The following is a 20375-nucleotide window of genomic DNA, read 5'->3' on the forward strand; positions in this document are numbered from 1 at the left end:
AAAGGATTTTGCTCTTGCTTTGCGAATTTTCCAACAGGTTTCCGCGTGATCTTGCCATTTGGCTCGAACGCGACCGCCATCTTACCCGCAACTTCCGTGAAGAAACCACCACCGACATGCTAATGGCGGGGCTAATTCCGCTCGAACCGTTGGGCGTCCGCGTAGATTTTCCCGACGAAACCGTCACGGGCGCCGACATGGATTGGATCTACGCCGCACCACATGAAGTCGGCGGAGGCAGCTATCTCCGCCTCATGATTCAGGCGAAGCGTTGCAAGGAGGTGACGCTGAAGGATGGGTCCAGCTACTGGTATTACGCACATCTCGACTACGGCACGCCGAAAGGAAGCCAAGCGGCAACTCTGGTGAGCCATGCCGCTACCTCACCCGGAGGCATGGAGACGCTGCCTCTTTACATGTTCTACCATCCATTGTCGTCGCTGCAGCCGGCCACTGGGTCCCGTCCAGCGGTTGAGGGCATTAATCTCAGGCTTGCGCGCGATGTTGTCGGCGTCGTCGCAGGAGGTTGTGCGCGTGTACAGAAGACCGTGGGCCATTGGCGCAACGGGTTCTTCTCGCTCTCAGACTTGCTCTGCTTTCCTCTGGTGCCGATACCGGCGACCACTCAGCCTCCGCCCGAAGCTGCGAACACCACTCAGTTCGTTATGCCAGACGGCTTGGGCTTCAGTTTAACAAGCTACCCTTCGGCCGCATTTCATCCAACGCTGGTGGCTGATCGGATCAACGATCTTGACGCTGGGGTAGATCGAATTAAGGCCGACGAACCGGCCGCGCGACCTGCTGAGGGAATTCCTGATCATATTCGTCGGGCGATCGAAGGTAACGTAACTGAGAAGGACCGGAAGCTGCTAAAGCGGCCTCGGGTAATCTTCAGTACATCACTGACTCGAGAAAACCCATTGTTCGATTTAGCCCGCGAGGCGTCACAGAGTCGCCGTCGCCGTGATGGCAGCGATTGAGGCACTATTTTTTATGGTATGACTTTCGCAAGTTATCAAAGTAATCAACCTAAGGCAGTTGTCGGATAGCAATCAATCGCTTTAGCTTCAATTTGTTTGGAGCTGCTTCGAATATGCCATCAAATCAAATATTTGTGATATGAAAAGCGCGATCGCTCCGACCCGAATGCCGTTATCGCTACAGCATCCGATTAATAGTCCCCGCGAAGTTCCATAACGGCGCCCTCGCACCACGTAATGATGATCCAATGTGCCTGAAACAGTTCGTCTAAGTCGACCGAAACACCAGCGTATAGCCTTCCATTTTTGTCGGTTGGATAACGAAACCGATCAGCGAAAGGATCAAAAGACTGAATTTGTGAGATCATCATCTGGACGGTTTGGGTCAGATCATCATTATCACAGCAGCCCTCCGACACACGAATTTCTAACAGCAACTTAAAAAGCGCTTGCAGGTCATGGCCTGGCTTTCCATCTATACAGCCCGCCAATTCGAGAACAGCTGACTTGATTGCCAGTTCGACGCTTTGTCTCCAAAGCGCGAGCAGTGGTCTTTCGAGCAATCCGGTGTGATCAGCCCGTGCTAGATCCCACAGTGCCTCAAAGCCCTGTTGAAAACTGTACGACACTAAATCCCACGACCCTGCGGTCAGGTCGCTCGAAAAATCTCTGACAAGCTCGCGGAATGGGGGTTGCACATTTACGATTTTCTCGATCAGAGCTTCCCGACGCTGGAATGACATAGCAAGTTACTCCGACTGGAAACACAAGGATTGGTTGTTAATTTGCATGGCGCCCAAGTAAGAGCAAGACAGCAAATAAAATTGGCGAAACCCATGTCGATTTTACGAGGGTCGGATAAAACCTAATGAGAGGTCGTTGATTCAGCCTGTTTAACTTCGAGCACCCTAGCCGTGGCGAGCGCCTGCTCACCATAAACCGGATGGTCGAGCCAAAAACTAACAAGATTTATATCCGTCGCTCGACCGACCCTAGCCATCAACTGAAGAGCAACATCTATATGATCCGCATTAAGCGAATTGCCGAAATGGCCACGGTCAAACACCGACACGGCGACGTACCCCTTCGCCAGCACTTCACGGACCAGCTGGTGGACCATGTTCGGCCAGTATGTCTCAAACCTAATTTCAACATGTTCGCCCAATCCTATGTTACGTGCCTCCCTGTGCAGTCGCTGGACGACATCGAATGCTTCGGCGAAACCACAAGCAACAAAGGTGTCCACTGATGGGGTGGCATCACCTCCATTAAGCACGTGGATAAGGGGTGCAGCTTCGTACCAAGCGCGCATAGCTAGTGTGTCTGGCACCGGTTCAGTCACGTTGAGAGGCAGGCCCAATGTCGCAAGGAGAGCGATAGCCTCGGCAAAAGCAAGAATCGCGTATTGATGCGAATGTCCATGGAGAAGAGGGCCTGCGGCGAGACGCTGAAGCTCCTGCTCAGCATCGGGCGTCGGATCTCGACGAAGAGCCCGAAGGATATCGGAGATAAACCAAGGGTCGCCCGGCCGATCACGTAACCCGCGCAGCAACAACGCCTGCCTCTTTTCGACGGCGAGTGCCTCGTAAAAAGCCTCCCAATATTGGTCGCGGAAAGGATGATCATAAGTACGCGTAACAGCACTCACCGCCAGCGAGCAATTCTCTGGCGTCTCGGGTAAAGTGAGCATTTCTTCATACTCATCTACGGCGGATTCGACGGTAAAGTCGTGCTCGATACCATCAACCCCTTCCAGCGCATCTATCACGATACTGTTCAGCCAGATGTTGCTGTTACTCAGATGCTCGTTAAGCATTTCGCGCACTGCTGTTCGGTCGGTTTCTTCAAGATCCCGCCCGCGGAACCGAATGATATCGCAAATAAGGAGGCGGAGGTGATAGACTTGCGAAGTCCACACTTGCTGCAACAGCTCGGGAAATCTGGCCGGCATTGGCTCCTTTGGGGAAAGACGCAGAATCGATAGCCGCAAGAAGAGCAGCCCGACGCTGAGATTCTCGAATGCGTCGAGTTGCTCGGTTTGTTTTAGCAGCACGCCCTCTTCGCTCTGCTGAAACCGGTTGTTCTGGATCGCCTGAAGCAGGTTCTGCAGATGCCGTGGTGCAGGGTGAAGGTGCATGCCGTAAACCGTGCCGAAGGCCGCTGCTCGCCAAGCTAGACGGAAGTCTTTGTTTTCCTCTCTCAGCCTGTCGGCCTCTGCTATTAGGTGCTGGTCGGTCGAAGCAAACAGTTCAATCAGATCCGGAAGTATTCCATCGCCGAGCCCGAATGGAATGAGGTCTAGGTACAGCTTGTCAATGGCTTGATCATCTCCTGTTTCTGGAAAATTCGGTACTAGTGATGAAAGACCGCTAGCGCTTGTTGCGTCTTCAGGCAGCGCCAGCTCTATTTTCTGATAGTTTCTTTTGAGCTGAGCGATCAGATCAAGCATCCGACTTATTACATAGTCTTTCGCCTTTGAGCCCGCCCGTCCCGATAACGCGCTGCGCAGCAACCTCAAATCGGGAGAGTTCGATAACAGCATATCGATCTCTTGTGTCGTCGTGCAGCCGCCCAGTATGAATTCTCGCAGTTCCGCATGAATCGGCAGGCGCACCAGCATATTGAGCTCGGCAGGGTTAACCGCTCGGCGCAGCACCGCCTCGGCAGCGAAAAAATCGCCGAGCAGGTCGTGTCGAAACCCGATGCGGTTGCCTTCGCTCCATAGCAAGCCAGCGGCGGTTACTGCCGAGATGGTTGCCCCGCTGTTAGGATCGACGATACGCTCAGCCGAGGCTTTCGTCATTGTTGAAATGAACCCCGTTCGCATCGCCGTCGCCAAATCAGCGAGCCCCCGATCAGCCTGTGGAGTAGCCGCCGCTTTTAGCCGCGCCCGGGTAAAACTATGATAAAGCGAGAAGCGACCATCTATCGTATTCGTCTCGCTCAGCATTGCTGCTAGAATGGCGGCGTCGTGTGCGGTAGCTACCACTTCGAGAGCACTTACCTCGTGTTCGCTCAACGCCCGACCCAAATGGGCTTCGACCAAACACTGTGCCTGTGCGGCATCTGGTTGCTTGAGCGACACTAATGCACCGCAGAGACTTGTGGGGAGGGTACTTTCCTCCTGGCCGGTTAGTACGATCCTAACCCCGTAATTGATGCGCATTGCCTGCAGCGCCGCGATCAGATCAGCGCGCCTGTCGGCGGGGCAATCGTTGATCGCGTCTATATGAAGAATGATTTCAGCACCCGCCGCCGCTGCTGCCGTGAACAACGCAGGAACAGTCTCGCTGGTGTATCGCGCCGTGTCGGCTCGCAGGAGCGGGCCTATCTCGCGATCAAAGTCACGAGCACGGATTAGAACTGGAAGATTACCACGTTTCGCACAAGCCATGCCGAGGCGCTTAAGAAGTTCTGTTTTACCGCTTCCCGAGGGGCCGATAATTTGTAACTGTTCTCCATTGGCGCTGCGGGTGCCAAGCTCTTCGGTACTTTGTTCGCCATCGAACAGAGGCTCAATATAGGGACCGAGCGTTGCCCAACCGAGGTCTTGATACGCTGCCTGATATTGTGTGATTGTCATTTTGGCGGCAGTAATCGGATTTTTAAATTGGTCGTTGAGGCCATGTGATTGAGCAAAGGCAATCCATCGCGCGAGGCTGAGAGCATTGGTTCGGGGAACCTTTAGAAGCGAGATAAGATCACCGTAACCGCCAATAGCCAGTTTGAAGTCGCCTTTGGGAATCGTAGAACCCGGCGATGCTTCTGGATAAAGACAAAGCATCCCGCCAACTGCTTCCTTGACGTCCAATCCGTCGCTATCACGTAGGCTATCAGTGACAGTGAAGCGGTTCTCCAGTGCCTGCTGATAGGGATTGGTGTTGCCCAGTTCCTTTCGGTCGCCACTATCAAGTTGGAGCGACCAAGAGCCGTTCACGTTGCCATAAACAGGGTGGATGTAAGCCTTTATTTCAATAACGATGGCAGTCTCTTGGGTTGCCACCAACAGATCGATTTGACGTCGTTTCGGTCCGAGTGTGAAGTTTGCCAAGATGACTGCATCGACCCCGGCTTCCTGAAAGTCTTGCAGCAGGCGTCGGACGCAAGCGGCTTCGGCCGCATTGCTAATAGGATTACCAAGAAAGAGTCGGGTTGAAGTCGTGCATAACGTCATCTTCAGAAACTAGACTAGACTCTCTCTCTTTATCAAGAGAACTCGACGGCTGCATTTTGTCCATCGTTTTAAGTTCTTGTGCCATTGCTTGAAATGTCTGATTAGGTCTGATAACTGCAGGCTCAATGAGGTCTTCCTTCGCATACGGGCTGTGAAACTGCGGCTTACGAGCGAATGTCTCTACTTATCATGCGCGCCGGATATTCCGATGTGCAACCTGGCGTGATTGGAAGGGAGACCTCGTTGCCATCACCTAATAGAATCTTTGGGAAACGCATACCAATCACAATTCCGGTGGAATTCACAGACGAACACACTTTGCTATCTTATCTTGGAGTTACGCCCCAAGAATTAAAGAAGATATGGTGGTATCGTGCTGCCATGTATACGGAATTCTCGATCCCGAAAGGTTCGGGAAAATCGCGGCTTATAACCGCCCCCGATAATCGACTGAAGTTGCTGCAGCGAAAATTGTTGCAACTTCTCGATCAGCTATACCTTGTACGCAATCCAGTTCACGGTTTCGTAGCAGATCGCTCAGTTAAATCGAATGCGGAAGCGCATGTTAACCGACGGCATGTTGTCAATATCGATTTGAAGGACTTCTTTCCTTCTATAACGGAGAACCGGATTCGGGGTCTATTGCGAGCGTTTGGGATAGATCATCGCGTTTCGGAAATAGTTGCTAGGCTTTGCTGCTATAACGGGTATTTGCCGCAGGGGGCACCCACCAGCCCAATCCTCTCAAACATGATTTGCTACCGGCTTGATACGGTCCTGTTGCAGATCGCGAAAGCTGCGCGCGCGATCTATACGCGTTACGCCGACGATATCACATTCTCGACATTCCAACCGCCCGCCGGGTTATATGAAGGCGCTATCCCTGCAACCGGGCGTTTTCCACCTGATCTTTTGGCGGCGAACCTGCGTGAAGCCGTGTCAGGCAACGGCTTTACTCTAAATCCTGACAAGGCGCACTATGCCGATCATCGCGCGCGACGGGTCGTTACAGGTCTCAAGATTAATGAGTTTATAAACGTCGATCGTCGCTATGTGCGCAATGTACGTGCCGCCCTCCATTCGGTGGAGAAGATCGGGATCGACGATGCACAGGCCAGATTCGAGACCGAGTTTTATGGTAATGCGAGCCTTGCCGCCCATCTAGCTGGCAAGATCTCGTGGCTAAGCTTTATAAAGGGCCCGACCGACCCGCTGGTGCGTGACATCATGTTAAGGTATAATCGGTGTTTTCCGGCCCAACCCCTGAAAGTTGAGCCTACTGAACTGGACAGGCGCAACCGCGCAGTGTGGCTCGTGGAGCATGATGGCAACGCCGGCACGCAGGGTACTTGTTTCTTCCTGAAGGACGTCGGCCTCGTGACCGCAGCTCACTGTGTAGCGAACGTTGATGATGTTGAAATCTACCACCCGAGCAAACGTTCAAACAGATTCAAAGCGAAGGTATTAAAGCGACACGAGGATCGAGATCTTGCGCTACTTGAACCTGCGCTTCCCAACACTGAATATCTGGAGTTGGAGGTCTCAGTTCAAACTTTTGCTGAAGGTGCCCAGACAGTTTCGCTAGGCTATCCTGACTATGGACCAGGCGATGCGCTTAATGTCCGTCCAGGAACAATTAGTTCGCTCCCGATGAAACACGGCATCCAACTAATCGAAGTAACGCAAAAAATTGCGCAGGGCATGTCTGGAGGGGCCCTCCTTGATGATCACCAATACGTGGTTGGCGTCAATCATAAAGGGGCTCCGGAATCGGAACGCAATCTCGCTGTTCATATACAGGAATTGATTGACTGGCTCGATGAATAGATGCTTTATAGTGAAAGATTTGAAGGACAGCATCTCATCTTCGAATGTTAATCCCAAATAGACATACGACTGCTTTTAGACATCGCTCGTTCGACTTTTATTAAGCGCACTTGACCGCAAAACTGACAAACAGTTGGCCCGCTATTGGCAGAGGCAGCTATCGACTAAATCTCCTAATCGATCACATGTTTCGAGCAGAACAGCATCATCGAGATGTGCATAGCGATGAGTGGAACCGATATTTGAATGGCCCAGCAACTTGCCAATCATCGGCAATGTCTCTGATTTACGCGCTGCAAAACTGGCGTAATTGTGCCGCAGATCATGAAGTCTCACATCATCCAAACCAATACCCTGTTTAAACTTCTCCCAAAAGGCTCCAACCGCATTGCCTGGTCTTTTCTGCTCCATCGGGAAAACACGCGCCTCACCCTTCTGGCGCGGGATGCTTGCGATAAGTGCCTGCGCATCTTTCCCAAGCCAGACGATACGCGGTCCGGTTTTGCTATCGCTAAGTTTCAGGCGGCGTCCATGAACCTCTGACCATTTTAGATTGACGATCTCCCCGCGCCTGCAACCAGTAAGTGCCAGCAACATGATGATCGGCGCAATCATTGGCTCCTTTTTGCGCACCTCGATCAGCGCCTTCCCCAATCTCGCGGCTTCTTCTGAGTTAAGAAAGCGCTCAATCTTGCGCCCGCGATTGCGTTTGATTGCATTAATCGGATTGCTGTTTTCTGGAAGATATCCCCATTGCTCCGCCTTGTTGAACATCGCGCGCAAGATTTCACTAGCGCGGTTTGCCGCTCCCGGCCCCGCCGAACGGCTAAGCTGTGCATGCCATCTTATCGCATCAGCGGGTTCGATCTCATCAAGAAATTTGCCTTCAAAGGCCTTATTCAGATGCTTGCCACGATAAAAACTCTGCGTTTTGCGGGTCGATGGTTTCCAGTTGGGCGATGATGTTTCCCAATAATATTCTAGAAACTGGTCATAGCTGGGCACATAGCGCGAGCGTTTCTTTTCATCCGCCGGGTTCATGCCAAGCTCAATGCGCAAGATCAGACGCCGCGCAACATCCTTTGCCACCGCCTCGCTAATGACCGCAGCATTGGCAATCGTCACCGTGCGCTGGCGTCCGCCAATTCGCATTTGAAGTATATAAACTCTTCGGCCTGACACATGCTTGCGTACTCCAAAGCCAGGAACGACTTTGTCAAAGACGGTCTTGCGCTCCGGTTTGCCGAATTTATCAAAGCGGCTTTCGACACGAGCAAGCTCTTCGCCAATAACGCGTTTGAGGTCATAACTGGTCATGAGACAACCCCATTTGAGAAGCGAGGCCCGAACAAACACGCTCGGCAGATTCACAGATCACATCATCTGCAAGATGCGCATAGCGAGCAGTGGATTCTGGAAGGGCATGACCAAGTAGCTTGCCGATGATGGCAAGTGGGACGCCATCTGCAATGGCAGTCGAGGCAAAGCTATGGCGTAGATCATGCAGTCTCACGTCTGGAAGCGCGGCTCGTTTTCTGATTTTATACCAATACTGACTTAGCTTGATAGGGCCGTTCGACCGGATCGCCTGAAAGACAAAATCATCCGGCTTGCCCTGTTCAAGCGCGTTCAGCACATCAATGGCTTGGCTATTGAGGTAGATGGTCTTGGGGCCGGTTTTGCTGTCAGGTAATACTAGGCGCGGTATCTGGATGTAGCGCCAGCGCAGCATTTCTATTTCAGAGGCTCTGGCTCCGGTATAGAGCAGCATCAGGATTGCCGGAACAACATCGGGATTGGGAATATCAAATTCTGCCAGCACCCTGCCCAATCGCTTATATTCAATGGGTGACAAATAGCGTTCGGGAAGGTCCCGCTTGTAGCGGGAAATTCCGCGACAAGGGTTTGTTGCCTTGGGCCGATACGCCAATTGCTCGGCATAGCGCATCATGACTGACAAAAGCGGTATCGTTCGATTGAAAACGCCGGTGCGCAGGGAAAGTGCATCGCGCCACCGGTTGATATCGGTGCGCACGATCTGGTCTATCTGCATTTTTCCAAATACCGGCACTAGCTCCCGCGCAATATATCCCTGACAGGCCTTTTGAGTTGTTGGTTTCCAGTGCTGCGCATAGTCGCGCCAGAACTCGTGAACATATTCATCAAATCTGGGAACATGCTTTTGCTTGGGTTTTGTGGGCAATCCAACAAGCGCCGCCTCGGCGATCAGCGTCCGCGCTTCGGCTCTTGCAATATGGGCAGTAACCACCCTTGCCTCGCCCAACGTCTTCATACGCTGCTGTCCGCGATACCGATATTTTACGACCCAAGTGACTTTACCGTTTGCGCGCTTCCGCAATCCAAATCCGGGAAGCTCAATATCCCATGTCACGCCAATCTTGAGCGATGCACGTCGGGCAACATTCCCGTCCAGCTTTAAGCGGACTGTCTTCTTGAGACGGGCGACCCTCTGTAATTCTGACCCATCTAACTGATGGTCATTTGAGGAATCATGCTTGCTGGTTTTCTGCGATTTTCTTTCCATACTGCAACTATAGTTGCGTAGGGTGTGCACCCCTGTCCCCAGCCGCTAAGCAGGGATCCAGCAATTCGGCGCATCTTCTCCATAAAAACTTGAACGCCTTCATCCAGCTGACCCAAAGCGCGCGCGTCGGCACTTGTGCCCGCGCTCATTTGGCACGTTTTCACTATCCGCTTAATTCGGAGCGAGCATGAAAAAGGGCAGGAACTGCTTGCAGTTCCTGCCCTGATCCAGATCAGAAATCGTCTAGCAAAGCACCGTGAACCGTGTGCACGACGCGGGAGTAAAGAGCAGCGGGTAGCGCGTTGTAATCTCCTTCATCTACGGCAATATAGCCAAGCTCATCATCTTCCAATATATGCTGGTCAAAGTAACTGTGTAACGCCCTGCGCTCGGCGCATTCCAGAGCTTCAAAATAGCTCTGCGTTGGTGAAGAAATGCAGACTTGAAATGACATGATAATCCTCCTGAAGTTTGTCGAAAACGACAGGAAAAGTTGAGAGGTTCGCTTGCTGGACCGGGTCACAGGATCGCCCGAAGGGTGACCGCGATAGCGGCGGTGGGGGAAACGATTTTGTTCGCATGGATAAACGCCCTCATAAGGGCGCCATGTGGGCAAAATGGTGGGGCCCCGCCCGTCCTTGACGCGGGACAGGACCGGACCTCAAACTTGATAGATAGTGAGCAGCACACCCCTCCATCCTCCGCCAAAGCGACTATGAAGAGATTGAAAATTTCCCGTTTCCTACAGCTCAGAATGTGTGCCACTAAGCTAACAGGGCGAGCACAAAAGAGGGGATTTGAAAGGATCCTGTAATGCCTACGAAGCGCAGCGCGCTTGCCGCACTGAAAAGACTCGAAACCGAAAAAGCAGCGCTTGCTGAAAAGCAGCGAACATTAGAGCAAAATGCAGCCCTCGAGATTGGTCAGATATTTCTGGGCAGCGGGATAGAGAGCTTCACACCTAAAAACTTGAAGCGGATCGCAATCGCGCTTGGCGCTATGGGCGAATCTGACGCACTTGCCCGGCTTGGTATCGCAGAAAATTAGGGTGCAGCTTTTACCCATCTTGCGCGCTTAAAAAACAAGAAAAAGGCCCCGCCGGTTGTCCGGCGAGGCCTGAATTTTATGGCTGCAATGCAACCTGTGATCAATCGATTTCGGGCGCATCCTGATTGTCTTGCGAACTGCCTTTGGTGAGGAAATCAACCTTGTCGGCGAGGATCTCGCAGCCATAGCGTTTGATGCCATCATTATCTTCCCACTGGGTATAGTGGATGCGGCCTTCGACCGCGACCAGCTGACCCTTGGTGCAATATTGCGCGACGTTTTTGCCGAGACCGTTGAAGCAGGTTACGCGGTGAAATTCGCTATCCTTGACGGTATAGCCATTGTCATCCTTGTAGGTTTTACCATCCTTGTTCCGGGCGGGGCGGTCGGTCACGACTGTGATCGATGTGACGGTAATTCCACCCTGGGTTTCTCTGGCTTCGGGATCGCGTGCGATGCGGCCGGTCAGTATTGCGATATTGGTCATGATATTTCTCCTGAATTAACAAATCCGGAAACCATTTCCGGCTTGCGAACAGTCAAAAGAAGCAGGGCATGAGGGAACTGCACCGAAGGGGAACCTGCTTTGCCCGGGTGGTGCGGGCAGCCGGTCGCAGACCGGCAACACGGCCGGAAGCAAAGCGGGTTGCATGTTTCCTGCTGTCCTGATTCAGACAGGTTCGCGAAAAAGCCGGATTGGGTTTCGGTATGGCGGTTCGGGGATCGTCAAAGCCTATTGAAATAATGACCGGTTATCTTGCTATCACTCGGCAGACCTTATCGGGGCGGAATGTTTGATGCAGAGAGCAAAATGCGGCGTGATGCCCAGCGTATCTTGATGGTATAGCCAAGGGACGAAATATTGGCGCTGCCGTTTAGCGAAATTGAATCATCGCCGCTCAAAAGGGCCGCGCAAAGAAACGTCTCATCGTCTATATCACCCGGTCAGACGCGGCGTCACGCAAACACAGATATTGGCTATAACGGGGAGATAAGAATGCCATGCCAGCGTCCGGACCTGAGCCGTGTTGATGCTCTTTTGGCATAGCGGAAAGGATCCAGCGGTTTGGGTGAGCGGTGCCGGTTGGAATTACAGAAATAGCATGCGGCTACGACGTTCTGAAGCGAATCAAGTCCTCCTGTGCATCGTGCGTCTAGATGTTCCGCTGTACATCGGAGCAGTAAAGCCTGTCTTGACTAAATCCCGAATCGCGCAGCAAAGTCAGCCGCATTTTCGCCGCACATTGGTTGTCTGCAATAATAGCAAAACCCGTTTTGGGCTTGCATCTTTTGCTACGTATTTTTTGTAGTTGGTTTGCCATAAACATCCTGTCTTTGAATTGCTTCAAAGCGGATGCGCAGCGGCCTTTAAAAGATACCGCCCCTCAGTCGGGAGCCTTGGCTCGCGCTGGACAACGCCGTTTATGCGCTACCCCGCAGTCTCTTGTTGGCAGACGTCTAAAACGCCCATAAAGTTACCAATGCTGGTTCCCGTGAGGAATTATGTTCCCCGCCAACACGGAAGAGGATAGTCAACACTACAGATGTTTCAACTTAAATATGCGCCATTGCGTGATAGCTCTAACGGGGCCTGGACCAACAAAATTCCTGAGCTGACCAAAAGCAGAAGATAATGCTGGCGTCCCAATGATAAGTGATTTGGTTGAATGACCGGAGTGAGTGGTTTGCCGAAGGCCGCTTCTGGATTGCTAATAGTCGAAGCGGACATTTAAACAGTCCGTTTGGGATGTCAGCTTCGCGCCCTCATCTCGGTCATTCGGGGACTTGTTTGACTTACCCAAAAGCGGACGTCGCTCGGAAACCGAGAGGCTTGAATGGCGAACGGTCAGTTTACTGCCAATCGTGCATCGGGCGGCCTCCTCCAGGTAGCCGGCAAACTGCGGCATTGCTGCTGACGTTCCGGGCCGAGCAACCTGCACACTTCAGGCAGATGGTGTTCGGGCACCCGCATTCTCGCAACCAATAAGGCCCGAAACAGGCTGTCCGCGAGATCATCGGCGGTCATCGCGCTTTGCACAGCCTGGGAAAGCAACAGATCCGTAGTGCTCATCACTTTGACCGACGGGAATTGATTCCCGCAGAGAGCCGTCGCTTTACGTTCGTCGATCAGCGCGACCGATCCCGATCCAAGGGCGTATGCGATTGTCGCGGCCTCGCCATCGTCGAGAGTTTTACTGATAGGGCCGGCAACCAGTCCAAGAAAGGTTTCCTCTTCCGCGGGCCTGAGCGCTACCTCGCTGATCAGTCCGATCTCGATCAGCTCCGCAATCACAATTGCAGTCCGCCGCCCCTTCGCGCGGCCGGCCTCAAGCTCGCCGAGCGCCGTCGATGTGATGAGGTGACGCACCGACGACGCTCGAAGGACGACATCCGCGCGTTCGGTTGCGACGAGATTGATCCAGACGCTGGCATCGCTTACCAGCGATCCGGCATCGTCAAGCCAGGAGCCAGGGTGACTCATCGTCGACCGCTCCTTCCTCTTCAAATTCGTCGATCATCTCGCGAGCCTCGACCCGGTCGATGTGCAGCAGCCGCGCCAGCTGTCCCTCGCTCAACAGACCCCGTCGCCACGCTTCGCTGGCCAGCAAGCTCAATCGCATCGAGACCGGCCGAGTCGCATCCCCCTTTGCGGGATCCGACGCGATAGCGTCCCCCAATACCTCACGAGCCTGTTCGTCAGTGATCCCACCATGGTCCGCGAACCAGTCCCAAGTTCCGGATTTGGTGAGGCCGAGTTCTTCGAGACGGCGCACCATGGCCTCGCGCGACACGCCAAAGGCGTGCGCGAGGATAATAATGTGGCGGCGGGTCAATCGTGCCGCCCCGGCGGTGACATCCTGGAACCGGGCAGCTACTGCCCTTGCAGGGGTCAGTAAGCATCGCGCAAAAGCGTTCGCATAGCGCTCCTCACGTGTTGCTTCCGGCGAGTCACTATAGAGCGCGTCGGGCGCCCGGCGTGTCGAAATGAAATGCCCGGTCTCATGGGCGCCGGTTTGCGTCCGGCGATCCCGGGGATGCGCCGCGTTGAGAAGGATGCACGCACCCGCTTCCTCGTCGAATGCGTAGAGACCGGACACTCTCGCCGGTAGCTGTCGAACGAATACGCGCGCACCGAGTTGCACCTCCAATAGGCTGAGCATGTCGTGAATTGGCGCCATGCCAAGTCCGAGCCATTGTCTCAGTTCCGCAGCATCCTGTTCAGCTTGCAAAATTACGTTCCCGGGCAACAGCGGCCGCTCCGGTGGGTCGTTGCGAGCACGCTTAATGCCGAGCAGATTTTCAAGCTCCAGCTCAGCTTGGACCAGACTGTTGAGAAGGGCAACCGCGCTTTCCACCTCCTGATCGTCTTCGCCAGCCTTCCGGAATCTCGGACGCAGATCGACCCTCACACCATCCTGTCGTAATAAGACATTGAGTGAGACGCGATACAGCGCGGCAAGCTTTTGAAGCTCCTCGATGCGAGCACGGCGTTGCCCCTGTTCGATGGCAACCAGCGTAGTGCGTGCCACATTGAGCGCCTGCGCCGCCGCCGCCTGGGTCAGCTTCGCATTCTCTCGAGCTTCTCGCAGAAGTTCTCCAAGCGCTTCGGGCGTAAGGCTGCCGGTCACCGCGGCCATGGGGACACCTGGGCAAGCTGGGAAACAAACGAGTTCGGCCCCAAGCTGGACTGGAAGGCAAGCCATTCGTCGCGATGACGCGACAAGAGGTCATGAACCCTTCGTTCCCCTTCGACGGGATCAATTGAGAGGGCGTTGGCGGTCTCGCGTGCAACACGATCAATGGTCCGACGATGGATGGGCGATCCGGCCAGTGCGGAAAGATGGTCGAGATGCAGCACGCCGGCGATAGCATGTTCGCGAAGAGCTTTGGTCATAAGGGTGAAGCCCGGTACGGCACCCGATGCGATGTCGGGAGCAGAAAGATTCTCCCAGATATAATTGGATGCAGGTTCGTCTACCTCTGCCGCGTGCATGCTAAGCCGGCGAAGCATACAGGCCGCGCAAATACCACACTGGCGCCGCTGCTGCGCGAAACTGACTTGCCGTGAATTCTGCCAGCAGGAGCGGGTGCTCGACCAGCCGGGAGCAGATGCCAGCGCATTGGCCGCTATTACGGTTTCTCCCTTAGTCGACCAGATCCGCGGATATTCGTACCGGATTCGTTTGCCGGTGAGCACCGCGAATAACGCTTCGATCCGGCGGGTGAAAGCTGGATGCACCCGATAATCTGCATAGGCTTGCCCCAAGCTGGCGAGGATCGGACCAAGCGCACCTTGGCCGCTCTCGGTCACCACAATGCGCTCGACATCCGCTAGAACTCCGGCGATTCCGGTGATCACCGCAAATTTGAAACCGCGCGATCGTGCGGTGGATTCGACCCGCTGTCGCCCGTCAAGCCGGACCTGATAGGGAACCGACATGAACCGGCGCTCCCTCGGATCGCGCGAACGAGTATCAGCGCCCTTGGTCCCGAGGCGCACCCGCACGAGCCCGCCCCCTTCTTCCGCTTCAACAAGGGCCGAGACGGCCCGTGAATCGATGCCGTCGCTGTAGGGCATGATAATGCGATCGCGGACGTCGAAGCCCAGTGTCCCTTGGCCGACACGCGCGATGTCGTGCTCGCGTTCGACGAACGAGATCGCCCACTGATCGCCAGTCAAAAATGTCAGCGCATCTTCCAGCGCTAAGCCGACGGCTCTGTCTTCCCATCGCGCAAGGTCATGGACGGCGACACGCAGATCGAACGACCGTGCCCAGCCCCATCGCGGACGCCGAACGCTGAGATCGCAAAATTCTGCGGCTCCGGCGATCACCATCAGGTCGACCAATTCAGGTCGCCAGCCTGTGTAGAAATAGCTCTCCAAGCCCGCGGTCGACAGGCTGATCGCAGAGTCCAGAAGGGCACCGGCAGCACCGTCGCGCAGACGGGAGCCAGCCTCGACGGCGTCTATCAAGACCGCGTCTTCGCGACTTGCGTGATAGGTTCTGGCGGTCATAGCGGTACTCCAGCATCAAGATCGGTATTTGAAGCGCGGGTTCGTCGCGGCAAAGGATCGCCGGTCCTCAAAAGTGCGCGGGCAAGACCTTGGAAATCGACCTGCTGATGGGCGGCATCAAACCTACTCCGGACGAAACGCGCATTCTGCAATCCGTCATCGCGGCGGACATGCTCTTCCACTTGGCGATAATTGCTGAGCAGGCGGTCGGAGAGCGCATCCTCGGCAGCCCGCTGAACGGCAGCTGCCCCGGACTGCCCCGACCGAACGGCTTCCATCGTGGTAAGAACGAAAGTCGATTCCATCGGGGAGGCACATATCCTCTGAAGGCTGCCAAGATCGCTCAGAATCTGATCGGCGAATAAGGATTGCTGGCCGATGGAATTAACGATTGCGGCCACGCTGCTAACGAATGTCTGCCGCACTTCGCTGCGCCAGTCGGCATGCGATGCCCGAGTGACGCTCTCCACGACCTCCTCCGGCGAATAGGCCTCCTTGTAGGCGCACTTAGCGGCTCGCCGCCAACGCGGTTTCATCGGCAGCGATTTATATGGACCATCACTCATGCGGAACTCCCGCATTCTATCTGCGCCTTCACTCTGACATTGTCAACCTACTAATTTATCAAACCTGACATTTCTCTTAAACGGTGGACCTGCCACATCGAAAAAGACATGATGATTATCCCTCTCCGGCGCGACGAGCGGGAGAAGGAACGTAGGGGCAAAGAATTTATGATCGACGTCAACGAACTGCGTGATCCCATCATTGCGATGTACCGCTTGCCCGGGATCGATGAGGTCTTCACCTTCTACTATGACGAGACCAACAACGTCAGAAAGCTGCACCTTACCGCCGGCGGAATGAACATTCGTCGTCCAGATTGCTTCGTCCTCGGCGGCATCGTGCACGCCGGCGCGCCGCGGGCGATCAACCTAGGTTCGTTGCGCGCTGCGCTGCGCTTTCAGCCGAACGTCAAAGAAATAAAGCTCAGGCTCCTTGGCAACGGCGACCTTCTTGAACTTCTCGATTCGGCAAAGGTCGAGTGCTTCCTGCGATGGCTCTCGGATGAAGGTTTTCTCGTCCACTATCAGGTCACGGACCTGCTCTACTGGTCGATCGTCGATATCGTCGATGCGATCCTAAGCGAAGCTGACGCTCCCCAATTGGTCGCCGTACACATGATGCTCAAAGACAGCCTGTACACCTTGCTGCGCGACGACGTTGACGGAACGGCCGAGTTGTTGGGGCGCTACAGCTATCCCGACGTGGGACATGAACGGCGCGGCGCCTTTGTCGCCGAGCTGCTTGATCTCCTCGACTATCGCGAGAACATGCTGCCGCACTTTCAATTCTATATGCTCAAGGGCCTGCTACAGATCGCTCGCGGCCTTCCGTCGCTGCCCTATCTTGAGGATGAATCCCCCAACATCCTAATCGATGGTTTCGGCACCTTCTTCCTGAACCGACTGTGCCTCTTCAAAAACGCTAGCCACATCCTCGACGATGAGCAGCAGATCGAGACCTATCTCCGATCCATCGAATTGACCGATGACGGCGCGGCGCTGGAGCATTTCCGTTTCGCCGATTCCAAATCTGAGCAGGGAATCCAGCTTTCGGACCCAATTGCCGGTCTACTCGGCAAACTCTTCACCTATCTCAATCAGACGACGGCGGATGAGATTGCGGACGACCTCGCCCGTATGGGCGATCGACAGCGTTCCAGCCTGGCATTGCTCGCACGCTTGCTCGACCGCTCGACCGACGTGTGTCCCGCCTTCGCGCAATATGTGATCTCGGACGAGGACCGGCGACGCGCGAGCTTCATGCTCGAAAGCGAGATTCTCGCTGGTTGATGTCGCGCAGCCTAGCCCGAAAGCACCAAGTCAGCAAAACGGGTGCGCTCTTGCCATATTTCCAGAGTTTGCCGCCTTCCAGCAGATTTGTCAGCGGCTGTTGTCGGATCAGTTGGATTGGCCGAATGTATGCATTCCAAAGTCCGACTCCCAAGAGCGGGCAGACCGCTGCCGGCCCACACCAAGCCATTTCACGTATCTAATTGAATGGCTGGTTGTAGGAAATGAACGGGCTGTCGAAAATGTCGCAATCCGTAGCGATTGCTGACCGGCAGCTATTCTGCAAATCATTCCTGAATCCAGCGATGTTGGACAAAGCAGATAGGATTTATTCTTCCGTTAAAACGATTGTCCAGAAATCTACATTGGCACTGCATATATATCTATCGCTCACCCAGGCGATTTTGGAGAAGTCCCAAACAGGCCGCGGCGATCAACAACCGTTACACGGCGCGTCTTGGCCTCGATCACAAGTCGTTCCAGAACACCTGTACCAGGAAAGGCAATCAAATATCGCGGATTGAGGGAGAGCATCTGCTCGTTGCGCTTAAATCCTGCCCGGGCTCCGAGGCGACGGTCGAGCGAGAAGACTAGCTGCTGAATGCCGCGACGTTCCGCCCAGGATGCGGCTAAGCGATCTGCACCCTTGGTGTCACCGCCATGGACAAGAACCATATCGGGAACACAGTTCGATACCTTGTCGAGTGTTTCCCATATGTTTTCGGCAAATCGCTTCGCATCGTCAGTGCTGTTTTGTTTTGTTCGGCCGCCAGCGAAGATTACTGGCGTACCTTCGGGAATATAGGCTTTCTGGCGGCTTTGCGCGCGAGCGCGGAGAAAATCACGGCCATTGATCACCGCTGATGTGATGCCGTTGGCATGATTTGGCCGGGAACCGGTCATCGGCTTCCAGGACGAGCCGGTTTCGTGGATATAGAGAGATGCCGCTGTTTCGCGCATGGCTTCAAAGGCAATCATGCTTGCTTCAGCAGCCTGTGCGCACTCGATCTGCTCTTCGAGATTGGAACTGTGGATCTCTGATCCATCGGCGCTTGCAAGAAACGCCCGGATTTCGTCGGTTGCGCGGTCAACAGCCGAGGATTTGCGCGAAGCGGCCCGGTGGAAGAGATTGACGAAGCCCCACGCGATGTCTTCGCCATCAGCTTCCAGAGCGGTATCGCTGAAGAGCGCAAAGAGATCAGACCAGACGCCGGCAAGCGTCTGCTGGATCGCGTTTTCACATGGAAAATCTGTGGGGCCAAATGGCGGCGTGGTGATCGACAAGCCTGAAAGATCAAGTCCTGACAGCGACCGGGTAAAATTGTCATACATGGTTTTGCCTCCTGATATTGGAAGCAAAGCGGTCAGCGGGATTGCGACGCGCTGTTGCCTCCGGCAGTGCCCGCATCGGACCGGGAATAGGCAGACATGCCGCACCGCCAACGGCGGGAAACCTCAAAGGCAAGGCTGGCGCGGGCCACACGGGCCGCAGTCCTTTGAGGTTGCGGCTGGCTGCCGACCGGTCCAAGGGCCTGTCCTGAAAGGAGGCAAGAGGCGTACAGCAATGCAGCCAGCGCGCAACGATCGAAGGGCAATAACAAGTTCATGCCAAGACGAACCGGTAGCGAGCATTTAAGGAATGCATCGTATCAGCCCGACACTGGCTCATATATGGCTTCGCCGTTCGAGAAATGGCCGATACAACGATATTGGGAAAACATCTCCAGAAAGCGGGCTTCAATTTGGGAGAGCCTTTGATCTGTGCGTCCCTTCAAGGGAGCAATGCTATCATTGTCCCAGTAGCGATTGTCATCACGCGCGGCGATCCAGATGGCTGCGAGACCGCAATATACCGAAGTACCAAGTTCAGCAAAAGCGTTGCGCATTAGGATGCTGTCCTCACGTCCGCACCAGCCATTATAGAGGTCAAGTGACGGAAAAGCTTGTTTGGCCTGATGGATAATATCCTTGACAAGCGTCTCAAGTTCCAGGTCCCAATGATCATCGCCTGCTTCGATGAGCTGATAGGCAGTGATGGCGCCGGTTGGAAAGCTCACCGAACGTCCCATGATCTCCTTCAGGCTGCTTCGGCAAATTCAGCGTCGCTATCCTGCGCACTCATCGGCTCTTTGCCGCCGAGGCGCAGCAGGAGCGATGCGGCTTCTTCGGCTCGTGCCGCAGCAGTCAACATGGCGCGGTCATCAGATTTCAGCAGCTTGAGCCAGTGGCTGATGTAGCTCGCATGACTATCAAGATGACTTACCGGCAATCCAAGCTCTGCGCCCAATATGGCGCTTGAAAGTTCGGCTACCAGTTCTTCTGCGGCATAGGCAGCGCTGCCAAAGCGGTTTTTAAGATCGCGATCAAGGCGCGATTTGTGCCCGGTCCAGTGCGACTTATGCCGATATCGGCATAATGGCCATAATGCCGTAACCGGGATTATGCCGCATAGCCTCCACTGGGGGTTTAATTTCCGGGCTTTGACCATGCGGCGGTTCGGCATAATCAGAGTCCTTCGAGGAACGCGAGGAGGCCATCATCGGGCCGGTATCGGCCTGTCGGCACCTGCGGAGCAGCGACCCGAGCGAGTGCCTTTTCCTTCATTCGCATATCGGCGTGGATGTATATCTGGGTGGTTGCGACCGACTCATGTCCGAGCCAGAGAGCGATCACCGCTTGATCGACGCCATGATGCAGGAGGTCCATCGCGGTGCTGTGGCGCAGCGTATGCGGTGTGACACGCTTGGTCCCGATGCTCGGGCACGCGCGCGATGCCGTGAGGCAGTGCTTGCGGACCAGATGTTCAAGTGCATCACGGCTCAGCCGCTCACCCCGGATCGACGGGAACAGCGGGCTGTTATCGTCACAGCGCTCGCTCATCCATGCCGCCAGCAGCTTGGCGGTGTCGCGGCGCAGCGGTGTGCATCGC

Annotated in this window: 18 protein-coding genes and 1 pseudogene; 4 read left to right on the top strand and 15 right to left on the bottom strand. The window is 54.7% G+C overall.

Going from position 1 to position 20375, the window contains the following annotated elements:
- The first annotated feature begins 14 nt into the window (after positions 1 to 14).
- Positions 15 to 980, top strand: a complete 966-nt coding sequence (locus V7676_RS14890; RefSeq protein ID WP_335660413.1) for a DUF6615 family protein — start codon at positions 15 to 17, stop codon at positions 978 to 980.
- Between the two features lie 191 nt (positions 981 to 1171).
- Here the strand turns inward: V7676_RS14890 and V7676_RS14895 are convergent, their stop codons facing one another.
- Together V7676_RS14895 and V7676_RS14900 are read right to left on the bottom strand one after the other, a co-directional pair.
- Positions 1172 to 1723 carry a hypothetical protein gene (locus V7676_RS14895; RefSeq protein WP_335660414.1) on the bottom strand — a complete coding sequence of 184 codons (552 nt, stop codon included), beginning with the start codon at positions 1721 to 1723 and terminating at the stop codon, positions 1172 to 1174.
- 122 nt (positions 1724 to 1845) lie between these two features.
- On the bottom strand, positions 1846 to 5154 hold the full coding sequence (locus V7676_RS14900; protein WP_335660415.1) for an NERD domain-containing protein: 3309 nt from the start codon (positions 5152 to 5154) through the stop codon (positions 1846 to 1848).
- Positions 5155 to 5328: 174 nt separating this feature from the next.
- Between V7676_RS14900 and V7676_RS14905 the strand changes: the two genes are divergently transcribed.
- Entirely contained in the window at positions 5329 to 6981 is a 1653-nt protein-coding gene (locus tag V7676_RS14905) for a reverse transcriptase domain-containing protein (protein ID WP_335660416.1), read from the top strand.
- 141 nt (positions 6982 to 7122) lie between these two features.
- Here the strand turns inward: V7676_RS14905 and V7676_RS14910 are convergent, their stop codons facing one another.
- The 3 genes from V7676_RS14910 to V7676_RS14920 all read right to left on the bottom strand — a co-directional run bounded on the left by V7676_RS14910 (position 7123) and on the right by V7676_RS14920 (position 9980).
- The gene (locus tag V7676_RS14910; RefSeq protein WP_335660417.1) at positions 7123 to 8298 is read right to left on the bottom strand and encodes a tyrosine-type recombinase/integrase; all 1176 of its coding nucleotides are present in this window, start codon (positions 8296 to 8298) and stop codon (positions 7123 to 7125) included.
- Positions 8285 to 9526: a tyrosine-type recombinase/integrase gene (locus V7676_RS14915; protein ID WP_335660418.1), complete on the bottom strand. Its 1242-nt coding sequence runs from the start codon at positions 9524 to 9526 to the stop codon at positions 8285 to 8287. The genes V7676_RS14910 and V7676_RS14915 overlap by 14 nt, the downstream gene beginning before the upstream one ends.
- 232 nt (positions 9527 to 9758) lie before the next feature.
- On the bottom strand, positions 9759 to 9980 hold the full coding sequence (locus V7676_RS14920) for a hypothetical protein (protein WP_100093313.1): 222 nt from the start codon (positions 9978 to 9980) through the stop codon (positions 9759 to 9761).
- Between the two features lie 359 nt (positions 9981 to 10339).
- On the opposite strand from V7676_RS14920, the gene V7676_RS14925 reads away from it, so the two are divergent.
- Positions 10340 to 10573, top strand: coding sequence for a DUF6437 family protein (locus tag V7676_RS14925; RefSeq protein ID WP_100093311.1), 234 nt, complete (start codon positions 10340 to 10342; stop codon positions 10571 to 10573).
- A gap of 100 nt (positions 10574 to 10673) precedes the next feature.
- Here V7676_RS14925 and V7676_RS14930 read toward each other — a convergent pair whose 3' ends face one another.
- The 5 genes from V7676_RS14930 to V7676_RS14950 all read right to left on the bottom strand — a co-directional run bounded on the left by V7676_RS14930 (position 10674) and on the right by V7676_RS14950 (position 16156).
- Positions 10674 to 11060, bottom strand: a complete 387-nt coding sequence (locus V7676_RS14930; protein WP_100093310.1) for a single-stranded DNA-binding protein — start codon at positions 11058 to 11060, stop codon at positions 10674 to 10676.
- A gap of 1359 nt (positions 11061 to 12419) precedes the next feature.
- A complete protein-coding gene (locus V7676_RS14935; protein ID WP_100093309.1) occupies positions 12420 to 13055 on the bottom strand; it encodes a hypothetical protein in 636 nt (211 codons plus the stop codon).
- Positions 13030 to 14211: a helix-turn-helix domain-containing protein gene (locus V7676_RS14940; protein ID WP_100093308.1), complete on the bottom strand. Its 1182-nt coding sequence runs from the start codon at positions 14209 to 14211 to the stop codon at positions 13030 to 13032. Before V7676_RS14940 ends, V7676_RS14935 begins: the two co-directional genes overlap by 26 nt.
- A complete protein-coding gene (locus V7676_RS14945) occupies positions 14199 to 15590 on the bottom strand; it encodes a 7-cyano-7-deazaguanine synthase (protein ID WP_100093307.1) in 1392 nt (463 codons plus the stop codon). The genes V7676_RS14940 and V7676_RS14945 overlap by 13 nt, the downstream gene beginning before the upstream one ends.
- Positions 15587 to 16156 (bottom strand): hypothetical protein, encoded by a 570-nt coding sequence (locus V7676_RS14950; RefSeq protein ID WP_335660419.1) that lies wholly within the window; start codon positions 16154 to 16156, stop codon positions 15587 to 15589. The genes V7676_RS14945 and V7676_RS14950 overlap by 4 nt, the downstream gene beginning before the upstream one ends.
- Positions 16157 to 16324: 168 nt before the next feature.
- Between V7676_RS14950 and V7676_RS14955 the strand changes: the two genes are divergently transcribed.
- A complete protein-coding gene (locus V7676_RS14955; RefSeq protein ID WP_100095459.1) occupies positions 16325 to 17446 on the top strand; it encodes a DUF3800 domain-containing protein in 1122 nt (373 codons plus the stop codon).
- A gap of 390 nt (positions 17447 to 17836) precedes the next feature.
- On the opposite strand, the gene V7676_RS14960 is transcribed toward V7676_RS14955, so the two are convergent.
- From V7676_RS14960 to V7676_RS14980, 5 genes and pseudogenes are all read right to left on the bottom strand, one after another.
- On the bottom strand, positions 17837 to 18778 hold the full coding sequence (locus V7676_RS14960; RefSeq protein WP_100093305.1) for a DUF2493 domain-containing protein: 942 nt from the start codon (positions 18776 to 18778) through the stop codon (positions 17837 to 17839).
- A gap of 32 nt (positions 18779 to 18810) precedes the next feature.
- Positions 18811 to 19053 (bottom strand): hypothetical protein, encoded by a 243-nt coding sequence (locus tag V7676_RS14965; RefSeq protein ID WP_335660420.1) that lies wholly within the window; start codon positions 19051 to 19053, stop codon positions 18811 to 18813.
- 42 nt (positions 19054 to 19095) lie between these two features.
- Positions 19096 to 19515: a hypothetical protein gene (locus V7676_RS14970; protein ID WP_100093304.1), complete on the bottom strand. Its 420-nt coding sequence runs from the start codon at positions 19513 to 19515 to the stop codon at positions 19096 to 19098.
- A gap of 8 nt (positions 19516 to 19523) precedes the next feature.
- Positions 19524 to 19841: pseudogene (locus V7676_RS14975) on the bottom strand (zincin-like metallopeptidase domain-containing protein); the annotation flags it as partial.
- A gap of 110 nt (positions 19842 to 19951) precedes the next feature.
- Positions 19952 to 20375 (bottom strand): tyrosine-type recombinase/integrase (locus V7676_RS14980; RefSeq protein WP_335660421.1); only part of this gene is annotated, 424 nt, incomplete at its 5' end.

Source organism: Parasphingorhabdus sp., from assembly GCF_036963805.1.
Classification (GTDB): Bacteria; Pseudomonadota; Alphaproteobacteria; order Sphingomonadales; family Sphingomonadaceae; genus Parasphingorhabdus.

Bases quoted from the DNA above. Each gene is read 5' to 3' on its own strand.
- V7676_RS14895 (WP_335660414.1), bottom strand. From the start codon at position 1,723: ATGTCATTCCAGCGTCGGGAAGCTCTGATCGAGAAAATCGTAAATGTG.
- V7676_RS14900 (WP_335660415.1), bottom strand. From the start codon at position 5,154: ATGACGTTATGCACGACTTCAACCCGACTCTTTCTTGGTAATCCTATT.
- V7676_RS14905 (WP_335660416.1), top strand. From the start codon at position 5,329: ATGTCTCTACTTATCATGCGCGCCGGATATTCCGATGTGCAACCTGGC.
- V7676_RS14910 (WP_335660417.1), bottom strand. From the start codon at position 8,298: ATGACCAGTTATGACCTCAAACGCGTTATTGGCGAAGAGCTTGCTCGT.
- V7676_RS14915 (WP_335660418.1), bottom strand. From the start codon at position 9,526: ATGGAAAGAAAATCGCAGAAAACCAGCAAGCATGATTCCTCAAATGAC.
- V7676_RS14920 (WP_100093313.1), bottom strand. From the start codon at position 9,980: ATGTCATTTCAAGTCTGCATTTCTTCACCAACGCAGAGCTATTTTGAA.
- V7676_RS14925 (WP_100093311.1), top strand. From the start codon at position 10,340: ATGCCTACGAAGCGCAGCGCGCTTGCCGCACTGAAAAGACTCGAAACC.
- V7676_RS14930 (WP_100093310.1), bottom strand. From the start codon at position 11,060: ATGACCAATATCGCAATACTGACCGGCCGCATCGCACGCGATCCCGAA.
- V7676_RS14935 (WP_100093309.1), bottom strand. From the start codon at position 13,055: ATGAGTCACCCTGGCTCCTGGCTTGACGATGCCGGATCGCTGGTAAGC.
- V7676_RS14940 (WP_100093308.1), bottom strand. From the start codon at position 14,211: ATGGCCGCGGTGACCGGCAGCCTTACGCCCGAAGCGCTTGGAGAACTT.
- V7676_RS14945 (WP_100093307.1), bottom strand. From the start codon at position 15,590: ATGACCGCCAGAACCTATCACGCAAGTCGCGAAGACGCGGTCTTGATA.
- V7676_RS14950 (WP_335660419.1), bottom strand. From the start codon at position 16,156: ATGAGTGATGGTCCATATAAATCGCTGCCGATGAAACCGCGTTGGCGG.
- V7676_RS14955 (WP_100095459.1), top strand. From the start codon at position 16,325: ATGATCGACGTCAACGAACTGCGTGATCCCATCATTGCGATGTACCGC.
- V7676_RS14960 (WP_100093305.1), bottom strand. From the start codon at position 18,778: ATGTATGACAATTTTACCCGGTCGCTGTCAGGACTTGATCTTTCAGGC.
- V7676_RS14965 (WP_335660420.1), bottom strand. From the start codon at position 19,053: ATGAACTTGTTATTGCCCTTCGATCGTTGCGCGCTGGCTGCATTGCTG.
- V7676_RS14970 (WP_100093304.1), bottom strand. From the start codon at position 19,515: ATGGGACGTTCGGTGAGCTTTCCAACCGGCGCCATCACTGCCTATCAG.